The sequence below is a fragment of the Tepidibacter mesophilus genome (genome assembly GCF_002724055.1).
GTDB lineage: Bacteria > Bacillota > Clostridia > Peptostreptococcales > Peptostreptococcaceae > Tepidibacter_A > Tepidibacter_A mesophilus.
In genome coordinates this window covers 106,447-118,676 of record NZ_BDQY01000006.1, presented here as the reverse complement: position 1 = coordinate 118,676, position 12,230 = coordinate 106,447, and the positions used below count along the sequence as shown (strand labels likewise).

10 protein-coding genes are annotated in these 12,230 nt (G+C 27.2%); all 10 read left to right on the top strand.

Annotation, left to right across the window (positions count from 1 at the left end; translation table 11 throughout):
• Window positions 1-137 precede the first annotated feature (137 nt).
• The 10 genes from Tmeso_RS06290 (at window position 138) to Tmeso_RS06245 (ending at window position 12,225) form a co-directional block, all read left to right on the top strand.
• On the top strand, window positions 138-797 hold the full coding sequence (locus Tmeso_RS06290; protein WP_099189342.1) for a 3-oxoacid CoA-transferase subunit B: 660 nt from the start codon (window positions 138-140) through the stop codon (window positions 795-797).
• A gap of 69 nt (window positions 798-866) precedes the next feature.
• Entirely contained in the window at window positions 867-1,505 is a 639-nt protein-coding gene (locus Tmeso_RS06285; protein ID WP_099189341.1) for a DUF3786 domain-containing protein, read from the top strand.
• A gap of 281 nt (window positions 1,506-1,786) precedes the next feature.
• Complete coding sequence (locus Tmeso_RS06280; protein ID WP_099189339.1) at window positions 1,787-2,014, top strand: DUF2164 domain-containing protein; 228 nt, start codon at window positions 1,787-1,789, stop codon at window positions 2,012-2,014.
• A 23-nt stretch (window positions 2,015-2,037) separates the two neighbouring features.
• On the top strand, window positions 2,038-2,271 hold the full coding sequence (locus Tmeso_RS06275; RefSeq protein ID WP_099189337.1) for a DUF1653 domain-containing protein: 234 nt from the start codon (window positions 2,038-2,040) through the stop codon (window positions 2,269-2,271).
• Between the two features lie 19 nt (window positions 2,272-2,290).
• Entirely contained in the window at window positions 2,291-3,973 is a 1,683-nt protein-coding gene (gene recJ, locus Tmeso_RS06270) for a single-stranded-DNA-specific exonuclease RecJ (protein WP_099189335.1), read from the top strand.
• Between the two features lie 44 nt (window positions 3,974-4,017).
• A complete protein-coding gene (locus tag Tmeso_RS06265) occupies window positions 4,018-5,103 on the top strand; it encodes a phosphodiester glycosidase family protein (protein ID WP_187296252.1) in 1,086 nt (361 codons plus the stop codon).
• A 188-nt stretch (window positions 5,104-5,291) separates the two neighbouring features.
• Entirely contained in the window at window positions 5,292-8,240 is a 2,949-nt protein-coding gene (locus tag Tmeso_RS06260) for a DEAD/DEAH box helicase (protein WP_099189331.1), read from the top strand.
• A 189-nt stretch (window positions 8,241-8,429) separates the two neighbouring features.
• Window positions 8,430-9,119 (top strand): response regulator transcription factor, encoded by a 690-nt coding sequence (locus tag Tmeso_RS06255; protein WP_099189329.1) that lies wholly within the window; start codon window positions 8,430-8,432, stop codon window positions 9,117-9,119.
• Window positions 9,094-11,097, top strand: coding sequence for a sensor histidine kinase (locus Tmeso_RS06250; RefSeq protein WP_099189327.1), 2,004 nt, complete (start codon window positions 9,094-9,096; stop codon window positions 11,095-11,097). The genes Tmeso_RS06255 and Tmeso_RS06250 overlap by 26 nt, the downstream gene beginning before the upstream one ends.
• A gap of 162 nt (window positions 11,098-11,259) precedes the next feature.
• On the top strand, window positions 11,260-12,225 hold the full coding sequence (locus Tmeso_RS06245) for an AAA family ATPase (RefSeq protein ID WP_242967883.1): 966 nt from the start codon (window positions 11,260-11,262) through the stop codon (window positions 12,223-12,225).
• Window positions 12,226-12,230 lie beyond the last annotated feature (5 nt).

The window sequence follows — 12,230 nt, the reverse complement described above, 5'->3', positions numbered from 1 at the left end:
ACGATAGTATGAAATGTTTTGAAATCTGATAGGATTTTATGCATTATTGAAATTTTAGAAAAGTTATTAATGTTCGTTAGATAATTAGAAAGTTTTCTATCAAATGTTATAACTACATTATACAAGGAGGGAAAATAATGAATCCAAAAAAGAGAATAGCTAAAAGAGCTGCTAAAGAATTTAAAGATGGAATGGTTGTTAATTTAGGGTTTGGAATCCCTGTTTTATCAAGTAACTACATACCAAAAAAAGTAAATGTAATTTTACAATCTGAAAATGGAATACTAAATTTTGGAGAAGTTGCAAAGCTTGGAGAAGAAGATCATACATTTTGTAATGCAGCAGGAATGCCAGTTACACCATTGACGGGTTGTTCTTTATTTAATTTAGATACGTCATTTGCAATAATTAGAGGAGGACATGTAGATATAACTATATTAGGAGCTTTGGAAGTAGATCAGTATGGGAATATAGCCAATTGGGCACTTGAAAATGAAAGTGGCAAATATAGCCCTGGTATGGGAGGGGCCATGGATCTATTAGTAGGAGCAAAAAAAGTTATAGCTACTACTGTCCATACAACAAAGGACGGTGAATCTAAAATTTTAAAAGAATGTAAATTACCATTATCAGCAAAAGGAGTAGTAGACTTAATAATAACAGAACTTGCAGTAATGCAGGTAACAAAAGACGGTCTTGTGCTCAAGGAATTAGCACCTGATGTAACTGTTGAAGAAGTTATAAAAAAGACAGATGCAGATTTAATTATTCCTGATGAGATAGAAACTATGGAATAAGAAATACAACTTATATACATAATATGGTAAAATTAACTAAATATAATTATACAAGGAGGCTATAAAATTATGGATGATAGACAAGGAAGAGTACCATATGAGTATATAAGAGATATATTTCAAAAAAAAGATCCAAAAGAAATGGCAAAGCTTACAGGAAATAATTATGATGAAGATAATAGTATATTTACACTAAAACTTATAAATAAAACTTATAAAGTCAAATACCCAAGTGGTGATACATATAATGAAAATGGTGAAATGGTAAATTCATATATTATAAAAATAATGATACTAAGATATCTTGTAAATGGAAAAGGAATATCTCAAACAGGAAAAGACATAACATTCAAGGATATTAACGGAGGTCATGTATACTACAAAAATTTTTATAATAGAACAATATTAAGACTTGCCAAAATATATGGAAATAATTTAAAAAAATTTGAACAGGATTTTGAAAATATAGAATGTGAAAAGACTAGTACAGGTGATTTAGCATATAGATTTGAATTTTTAAAAAATGTATTTTTTACATTTATAATTTGGGAAGGTGACGAGGAATTTAATCCATCTGCCAATGTGTTGTTTGATAGTAATATAGAATACTATTTTAATGCAGAAGATTTAGCTGTTGTAGTAGATATTGCAATAACGTTTATAAAAAATAAAGGCAAGTTACCTGTTGATTTAGGTATGTATAAATAAAAAAAATAAAAAAACCTCCATTAAGTTGCAGCTTAATAGAGGAATTTAAGAGATCTAATAAAAGACCTAATAAAAATAATTCAATTGAATTATAACATACAATTTTCTGGTTGGATATGCTTTTTAATAAAAAAAATAGTTAAATTAAAAACAATCGTGATGACTTACATTTTAATCACGATTGTTGAAATTTAAGTAAACCTCTTTATACAAAGTTGATTGTAAATGATATAATGGACTTGTGTAGAGAGGTTTTTAATATTAAAAATAAAGGAGAAGTTATGGATAAAATAAATTTAAGCAAAGATAAAAAAGCAAAAATGATTTCCTCTATAAAAAAATATTTTCAAGATGAAAGAGATGAAGATTTAGGAGATTTAGCATCTTCTATGATTTTGGATTTTTTTATTAAGGAGCTTGCCCCAGAGTTTTATAATCAAGGAGTGTGCGATTCTTATAAATATATGAGTGATAAAGTAGAAGAACTATTTGAGATTCAAAAATATTAACTAAAGATTAGGTGGAATTTAAAATGAAGAGAGAATTAAAAAAAGGAAGATTATATAGACATTTTAAGAACAAATTATATCTAGTAATAGATACAGTAAAGCATTCTGAAACACAAGAAGATATGGTACTATATAAAGCATTATATGGAGATTATGGTCTTTTTGTAAGACCGCTTGAGATGTTTCTTGAAGAAGTACCAAAAGAAAAAATAAATCCTATGAATCAAACATATAGATTTGAACTTGTTGAAGATTAGACATATTAAGGAGGAAACTATGAACAAAATTTGGGATGTAAAAGGAGATAAAATACAAGGGCTATCAGTAGTTGAAAGCATACTTCACTACAAAGGAATAACGGATAAAAAAGAGATAGAAGAATTCTTAAGTGATAAGCCCAAAAAAACATACGACCCATTTCTTATAAAAAACATGAAGGAAGCTGTAGATAAGATAAAACATCATATACATAATGACAATAAAATAGTTATATTTGGAGATTATGATGTCGATGGGGTTACATCATCAGCTTTATTAGTAGAATTCTTTTCAAATATAACAGATAACATAGATTATTACATACCGAATAGATTCTCAGAAGGATACGGACTTAATAAAGAAGCGATAAAAAAGATTAAAGAAGACATGCAAGCAAACTTAATTATAACTGTAGATAATGGTATTAGTTCGTTTGAAGAGGTAAACTATGCTAAAGAAATAGGTCTAGATATTATAGTTACAGATCATCATAATCCACCTGAAAAACTTCCAGAGTGTATAATAATAAATGTAAAGCAAGATGATGATAAATATCCATTTAAAGAACTTTGTGGGTGTGGAGTGGCTTTTAAATTAGCTCAGGCTCTTCAAAGAGAACTGAATCTTCCAAAAAATATATTATCCACTCCGCTTGATCTTGTAGCACTTGGAACAATAGCAGACCTTGTTCCATTAATAGACGAAAATAGAACTTTGGTTAAATACGGATTAAAAAGAATAAATTCAAATAAAAGATTAGGTATAACTACTTTGAGAAAAGAAGTTGGACTTGATGACAAAGAAATAAGTGCGGGAAGAATAGGATATGTACTAGGACCGTGTTTTAATGCTGCAGGAAGAATTGAAGACGCAAAGCTTGGAGTAAAACTTCTTTTAGAAAAAAATGAGGAAGAAGCTATAAAGGTAGCAGCTATACTTCATAATCTGAATTCAAAAAGACAAGATATTCAAGAGAAAGGCGAAGAATTTTGCAGATTATTAGTAGAAACTAATTATATGAATCATGATTTTTTAGTTGTAAGAGCAGATGGAGTATCAGAAGGAGTTATAGGGATTGTTGCAGGTAGAATAAAAGACTTATTCTATAAGCCAACTTTAGTAGTAACAAAAACTGAAGAAGGATACATTAAGGGAAGTGGAAGAAGTATAAAGGGAATTAATATATACGATGAACTTGTTAATGTATCAGACTTATTCTTAGGATTTGGAGGCCATGAAATGGCATGTGGATTCTCCCTAGAGGAGGATAAGCTAGATGAGTTAAGAGAAAAGCTTGATAAAAGAGCTAAAGAAATAAAGGCTAAAGATTCAAATATATTTGTTCCAAAGCTTAATATAATGACAGAACTTGATGCAGAGCAATTGAGTGTAGACCTTATAAATGAGATATCAAAGCTTGAACCATATGGTATGGCTAATCCAAAACCTCTATTTATGATAAAAGATATACAAGTAAATCCTAGTTGGACTAAAGGATGTGGGAACAATAATGTTCATTTAAAGCTTAGTGGTAAAAAGGGAAATACATTCTTAAGTGGAATAGGGTTTTCGCTTAATGAAAAATATGAATCTTTAATTAATCAAAATACTGTTGATGTAGTATTTAGTCCAGAAATTAATGAGTACAATGGAAAAGTTACTCCTCAGATGGTTATGGAGGATATAAAGGAATCTGAATAGATTAGGAAAACATGACTAAGAAGTTAATGACGGGAGAGGGGAAAATGAAAAAAATATTTTTGGTAGCATTTATTATAGCATGCGTTACAGTTACTCAAATATATGCATTTTCACCATATGTAAGTTATAATCAATATTTTAAAAGTGTAAATAAGACTGCCAAGATTGTACTTATAGATACAAACAATCAAACTATAAAGCCTAAAGTAGCAAGAGCTAATGAAAAGATAGCTTCGGCTGATTCTTTGAAGAATATGGCAGATGGTAAAAAGACTGCTACTAATAGAGTCATAGGTGGAATAAATGGGACATACTTTAGTGCATATGATGGATCTAATCTTCCATATGGAACACTTATCGAAGATGGTAAAGTAGTTCATATAGGAAATTATGGTTCGGTTATGGGATTTACTGCTGATAACAAGATGATTATAGATAATCTTAGTATTACTATAGATGGGTACATAAATGATGAAAAGAAGTTTTACGCATGGGGACTTAATCACCCAAGAAGTGAAAAAGATGCAATAGTTATATATACGGAGGAATATAATGCTCCTATTTCTTCAAAAGGCGCAAAGGCTGTTATTGTTGAAAATGGAGTTGTCAAGTATATAGTTGAGAATCAAGATAACTTATGGGTATCACAAAATGGATGTATAATAGTATTTAATGAAGAAGTTAAATACCTAGTAGAAAGATTTAAAGTAGGAAATAGAATATCTTATGAGTGTAACTTTGAGTCACAAAATATAGATCAAACTTTAGAATCTAATGTGAAGTGGAAAGATGTTACATGCGCTATAGGAGCTGGACCAAGCCTCATAATAGATGGTAAAATAACTGCAAATGGAGCACAAGAGGGATTTTGGGAAAGTAAGATAAATACATCTCGTGCTCAAAGAAGTTTTATAGGATATACTTATGAAAATAAATTTGTAATGGGGACAGTTTCAAATGTAAATTTAAAGGAATTGGCTCAAATATGTAAAGAAATGAACTTAAAGGGAGCTATGTGCATGGACGGAGGAGCTTCATCTAGTCTTTATTATCAAGGAAAATATATAACTTCACCAGGAAGAAATATAAACAATGCACTTGTTTTTACCGAGGAAATTGTAAATCAATAAAGAATACCAAAGCTAAGAACTATAATTATATCAACTTGTACACTTTGTGTATTTGCTAACTTTGGGTTTATAACAGGAAACTGACATTTTAGTTGGTTTTCTGTTTTTTTGTTATGATATAATAAAATATTGAATACTTATATGAGTTAAAAAGTAAATTTAGAAAGTTTAATGAATAGAGGTGAAAAATGAATAATAAAAATCAATTTATAGATTCAAAAGAAGAATATATAACACAGGATGTATTAGATTTTTTTACTTATAAAGAGAGTTATAGCAAGGTTTTAGTAAACCTTGAGATAGATTATGAATTTATCCATGGAAAACATGGATTCTTAAATGACACTTATTTGAGTTTAAAAGTAGGAGAGGAAAGATTATATGTAGTCAAAAATATAAAAAAATTTATAGAATCTATTATAAATGAAGAAATACTGGATTTTGGTAAAAATTTCACTTTTAATCCAAATATACACTATTTTAAGGAGGAAGATAAACTTATTATAGATTTATTAAGAGAAATTTATGATACAGAAAAAGCATTAGATGAAATATCATTTTCTTTTAATAATACAAGCCTTTTTAAAGGAAAAAAAGTATATCTTCCTCAAAGTATAATTAAGAAATTTTTTGAAATAGTTAATCAAATACCATTTAATGCTAATATTAATGATGTACAATATAACAATATGAAAATAGTTAACAAGGACTTAAATATAAATTTTTTATTAACGAAAGAAAAGAGTGATTTAAAATTAGAAGTAAACACAGGAAATAATATAATACCTCTTGTAAAGGATAGAGAATATATATTTTTTAATGATAAAATTCATAAGATATCAGAATATCAAAGGAAAAATATAAAGCCATTTTATGATATGTTGGGTACTAAAAATAAAAATGTTATTAAGATTCCTAAAAAATATAATGAAAGATTCATTTCACATATTTATCCTGCAATTAAAAATATAGGAAGTGTTAAAGTTAATGAGATGGTAGAGGATAGTATATACAATCCTGGGTTAAAATCAAACATATATTTAAATAAAATAGAAGAAGGCATTAGTGCTGATATAAAGTTTGTATATGGAGATATTACAATAGATCCCTTCAAAATTGAAAATGAAGATAATCGAAAAGATGATAGGATAATTTTAAGGGATATAGAAAAAGAAACTGAAATACTTTCTTATTTTGAAGATTTAGAATTCAAAGTAAGAAATAAATATATATATTTAGATGATGATGATAAGATATTTGATTTTATATATAATAAGATTTGTTTAATAAAAGATATTGCTCAAGTATATTATTCCGAAGGTTTTAAAACTATAAAAATAAGTGAAGCTTCTTCATTTTCAGGAGGCGTTAAGTTAAAAACTGGAAATGATTTATTGGAATTTAAATTTGAAATAGAAGGTATAACTAAGTCGGAGTTAAATAATATATTTAATTTAATTAAGGAAAAGAAAAAATATTATAAATTGAAAAATGGTTCATTTTTACCTCTTGATACTGATGAATTGAATAATTTAGGAAGATTAGTTGAATATTTAGATTTAAAAGATTTAGGAAAAGAAGATATAAATATTCCTAAATTCAAAGCTTTATATATTGATGAATATTTAAAAGAATCTAATATGAAATCTATAAAAAGAAATCTTCAATTCAAAGAATTAGTTCAAAATATAAGAGAGCCTGAGGACATTGAATATAATATTCCAGAAAACATGAATAATATTTTAAGAGAGTATCAAAAATTTGGATTTAAATGGTTAAAAACTTTATATAGATATGGATTTGGAGGAATTTTAGCTGATGATATGGGACTTGGAAAAACAATTCAAGTTTTAACATTTTTACTTTCTGAAAAAATTGAAAATGGAAGTAGTCCTTCACTAATAATTGCTCCAACTTCACTTGCGTATAATTGGTTAGCTGAAATTGAAAAATTTACTCCTAGTTTAAAAACTGTTATTATATCAGGAAGTAAAGAAGAGAGAAAAAAATTAATAAATAATATAAAGGAATATGATGTTGTGATTACATCCTATCCTCTTATTAGAAGAGATATAGATTTATATAAGGATTTATTTTTTAGATTTTGTATATTAGATGAAGCGCAGTATATAAAAAATCCTTCATCCCAAAATGCAAAAAGTGTTAAAGAAATACAGGCTCAAAGTTATTTTGCTCTTACAGGAACACCGGTTGAAAATTCTTTAATTGAGCTTTGGTCAATCTTTGATTTTATAATGCCGGGATTACTATTATCACATACTAAATTTACTAAAATATTCGAAAGACCAATAGTTAAGGAACAGGATAAAAAAGCTTTAGAAGAATTAAGAAGATATATAAAACCATTTATATTAAGAAGGTTGAAGAAGGAGGTTTTAAATGAACTTCCAGATAAAATTGAAAGCAAAATCATTTCTCAGCTTACAGATGATCAAAAGAAAATCTATTTAGCATATTTAAATAAAATAAAAGGAGAAATTAAAGAGGAAATAAATACAAAAGGTATTGGGAAAAGTCATATTAAGATACTTTCAGGACTAACAAGATTAAGACAAATTTGTGCACATCCGTCAATGTTTATTGAAAATTATGAAGGGGAGAGTGGGAAACTTTTATTATTAGAAGAGCTTGTAAAAGAAAATATATATAGTGGACATAGAATTTTAATATTTTCGCAATTTACATCTATGTTAAATATAATAAAGAATATGTTAGATGAAAATAGTATTGAGTATAAATATCTTGATGGTTCAACTAATATGAAAGAAAGAGGAAGTTTAGTTAAGGAATTCAATGAAGGGGAAGCAAAAATATTTCTTATTTCATTAAAAGCTGGAGGAACAGGTCTTAATCTAACTGGAGCGGATACAGTTATTCATTTTGATCCTTGGTGGAATCCTGCCGTTGAAGAGCAAGCGTCTGATAGAGCTTATAGAATTGGTCAAAAGAATTCTGTTCATGTTATGAAGCTAATAACTAAAGATACAATTGAAGAAAAAATTTATGAACTTCAGGAAAAGAAAAAAAAATTAATTGATTCTATAATTAAGCCTGGAGAAACTATAATTTCAAAATTAACTGAAGAAGAAATAAAATATATTTTTGATTTAAATTAAAGCAACTTTTCTAACAGCTTCCATAGCAGGTATATTAATATAATAGAAAACAGGAAACTGACATTTTAGTCTGTTTTCTGTTTTTTTACTATATCTTAAGAAATTTGTAAGAATTATAATACTAGAATCTTAGAAACTATATGTTATTATGTTTTTATAAGATATCTTAAAAAATATAGGGGGAAGCAAATGTATAATATACTTGTTGTCGATGATGAGAGAGAAATAACAGATGCTATAGAAATTTATTTAACAAATCAAAATTATAAAGTATTCAAGGGGTATAATGGGAAGCAAGCTCTAGAAATATTTGATAAAGAAGATATACACTTAATAATTATGGATATTATGATGCCTATATTGGATGGCGCTGATGCAACCATGAAGATAAGACAAAAAAGTACTGTCCCTATTATAATGTTATCTGCAAAATCAGAGGATATGGACAAGATACTGGGACTTAATATAGGAGCAGATGATTATGTAACAAAACCATTTAATCCTCTTGAATTAATAGCAAGAGTTAATTCAAATATAAGAAGATATATGAGTTATTCTAGTTTAGTTAATAAAAAAGATAATGTAATAACGATAGGAAGTATCGAATTAAATGATGATAGTAAAGAAGTGTCTGTAGATGGTGAAGTTAGAAAGATAACACCGCTTGAATACAAGATACTTCACTTACTTATGAGTAATCCTAATAAGGTATTCTCGATACAAGAAATATATGAAAAAGTATGGGAAGAACCCGCATATAATGCGGATACAGTAACTGTTCATATAAGAAGAATTAGAGAAAAAATAGAAATAGATCCTAAGAATCCAAAATATTTAAAGGTGGTGTGGGGAATTGGATACAAATTTGAAAAACAATAAATTTAAACAATCAACACTTAGTACTATCATAGTTATATTAATATTGTCTATTATTTCAGTTGGAATATATACACCTATAAAAAATAAAATGATTGGTTCTAAAAACTACGTACAAGAATATATAAAAAGTGATGATTTTGTGTATACGTTAGAAGGATTAAATAATGCTTTAACATTAACTAGAATTGGAGAACAAAAAGGGCAATATTATGACAGATATGAAAATGTAGAAAATATTAAATATCATATTAGTTATAATGATGATACATTAAATATAACTAATATAGAGGATGAATCACTACAAGATCAGATAAAAAATAGTCAACTGTATATAAATATAGTAACCGATGAAAATGGAAATATAATTACAAAATATTCTTCTAACAAAGAATTCAAATTATCTAGTTTTATATATAGTTCAAATCTAGGCAATGGAAATGATATTAATTACAGTAATTTAGACATAAAGTACTTCATTCCTAAAAAGCTAATTGATAATAATGATTTACTAATAAGGAATATGAATGAATATAATTTAACTCCTCATATAAAATTGCTTATCACTATACTTTTAATTGGAATTTTATTAGTAATTATAGGAACGGGAATTGTTTCATATTCAAAACAGACTCAAATTGGAATCTGTAGATTGTTTAATAAATCTTATTTAGAAATAAAAATACTTGTATGGTTTATTTTCTTTGGAATAAATATGTCTATACTGTCAATTGGTTTTAATAATCAGTACCCAGCATTAGATATTATGAGCGATATTATATATGCAAAACCTGAGTTTTATATCATAGGTATACCGTTGACTTTTATATTATATTTACTTATTCATTTGAATATAGTATATGTGAAGCATATATACAATGAAGGAATTAAAGAAGGATTAATAAATAAGAGTATATCTGGGAAAATAATTTTAAAATTAAACTATAAAGTAAAAAATATAGCTAAACAGATAACTCAGATAGATACAACTAAACCGTATCATATGAAAGCTATAATGTTGTTTGGTGCTAATTTAATACTTCTTTGGATGATAGCTTTATCTGGAGGACTTGGGGTCATTATAGCCATCGGTTATACAATATTTATGTTTAAGTATACGATGAAATTTTTAGATTCTATCAAGAGACTCAACGAGCAAAGTAGTGAACTAGCTAATGGAAACTTTAATGTAAATATAGATGATGATATAGGTATATTATCTAGCATTGCTAAGAATTTAAACAATATAAAGTCTGGATTTAAAGTGGCAGTAGATAAAGAAACTAAGAGTCAAAACATGAAGACGGAACTTATAACCAATGTGTCTCATGATTTAAAAACTCCTTTAACTTCTATTATAAATTATGTAGATCTATTAAAGGATGATAGTGCAACAAATGAAGAAAAGGAGAAGTATATAGATATACTTGATACTAAATCAAAGAGATTAAAAGTATTAATAGAAGATTTATTTGAAGCTAGTAAAGTAAGTAGTGGGAATATAGAAATGAATATAGAAACACTTGATATAATATCTTTATTTAAACAGACTCTTGGGGAAATGGATGAAAAAATTAATACAAGTGCATTGGATTTTAAAATAAATATACCTGATTATAAAGTTTTTTGTGATCTAGATGGAAGAAGAACTTATAGAATATTTGAAAATATTATAGGAAACATACTCAAATATTCAATGCAAAATTCAAGAGTATATATAGATATAATTGATAATGACAATAATGTTGAATTAGTATTTAAAAATATATCGTCTTATGAAATGAACTTTGATGTAGCTGAGATAACACAAAGATTTACAAGAGGAGATAAATCTAGAAATACTAAGGGATCAGGTCTTGGACTTAATATAGCAAAGAGTTTGGTAGATATTCAAAACGGAGATATGGATATTGTTATAGATGGTGATTTATTTAAGTTGACAATAAGCTTTACAAAATCTAAATATAGTGAAGAAAATTAATAGATTAGTAATGAATTAAAGGAGAGATATATCTCTCCTTTAATTCATTTTTGGGTTTTTAAATAATAAAGATTAGGAGTAGACTAGATCGTATAATGCTAATTTTCTGGTTTTATATTATAATAATGTCAATGGTATAGATTACCAAATTCATATTAGGGTATGAAACACAATATGAAATATAAAAACAAAAAAGGGGATATTCAGGATATGCTTGATTCTTTAAGGGAACATGGAGTAGAAGAAAGATTGATACAAGATGTTATTCACTTTAGAAATTATTATAAAGTCAATGGAAGTATAAAAGATAGAATTCCTAAGCCAAAAAACTTATTTTATGGTAAAGAGATATGGTCTATGTGTATAGCTGCTATTTTAGAAGATGAAAACATACTTCTTTGCGGCCCAAAGGCAACAGGTAAAAATCTTTTAGCTGATAATCTTTGCAATGTATTTAAAAGACCTCAATGGAATGTATCGTTTCATGCTAACACAGACAGCTCAACTTTAATAGGTACAGATACATTCATAAATAATGAAGTACAAATTAGAAAAGGAGCTGTATATGAATGTGCCATTAATGGAGGTTTTGGAATATTTGATGAAATAAATATGGCTAAAAATGACGCAATAGTAGTTCTTCATTCAGCTCTTGACTATAGAAAAATCATAGATGTTCCAGGATATGAAAAAATACAGCTCCATGAAGCTACAAGATTCATAGGAACAATGAATTATGAATATGCAGGAACTAAGGATCTTAATGAAGCACTAGTTTCGAGATTTATGGTTATAGATATACCTCAAATAAAAGAAGATACACTTATGAATATATTAAAATTAGAATTTGAAGAAGCTGATTATGAGAAATTAGTCCAATTTGCAGGAGTGTTTTTAGATTTACAGACTAAGTCGCAAAATTCTGAAATATCTACTAAAGCTGTGGATTTGAGAGGGATAATATCAAGTCTTAAAACTATAAAAAGAGGGTTGAAACCGATAATGGCAATAAATATGGGTATCACAGGAAAAACTTTTGATCAATACGAAAAAGAAATTGTCAACGATGTAATTAAGACTAGGATATTACAAAAGTGGGAATCAAAAGATATTTTTCCTTCTATTTAAAGGGG

Bases quoted from the DNA above. Each gene is read 5' to 3' on its own strand.
- Tmeso_RS06275 (WP_099189337.1), top strand. From the start codon at position 2,038: ATGAAGAGAGAATTAAAAAAAGGAAGATTATATAGACATTTTAAGAAC.
- recJ (WP_099189335.1), top strand. From the start codon at position 2,291: ATGAACAAAATTTGGGATGTAAAAGGAGATAAAATACAAGGGCTATCA.
- Tmeso_RS06280 (WP_099189339.1), top strand. From the start codon at position 1,787: ATGGATAAAATAAATTTAAGCAAAGATAAAAAAGCAAAAATGATTTCC.
- Tmeso_RS06245 (WP_242967883.1), top strand. From the start codon at position 11,260: ATGAAACACAATATGAAATATAAAAACAAAAAAGGGGATATTCAGGAT.
- Tmeso_RS06265 (WP_187296252.1), top strand. From the start codon at position 4,018: ATGAAAAAAATATTTTTGGTAGCATTTATTATAGCATGCGTTACAGTT.
- Tmeso_RS06255 (WP_099189329.1), top strand. From the start codon at position 8,430: ATGTATAATATACTTGTTGTCGATGATGAGAGAGAAATAACAGATGCT.
- Tmeso_RS06290 (WP_099189342.1), top strand. From the start codon at position 138: ATGAATCCAAAAAAGAGAATAGCTAAAAGAGCTGCTAAAGAATTTAAA.
- Tmeso_RS06260 (WP_099189331.1), top strand. From the start codon at position 5,292: ATGAATAATAAAAATCAATTTATAGATTCAAAAGAAGAATATATAACA.
- Tmeso_RS06285 (WP_099189341.1), top strand. From the start codon at position 867: ATGGATGATAGACAAGGAAGAGTACCATATGAGTATATAAGAGATATA.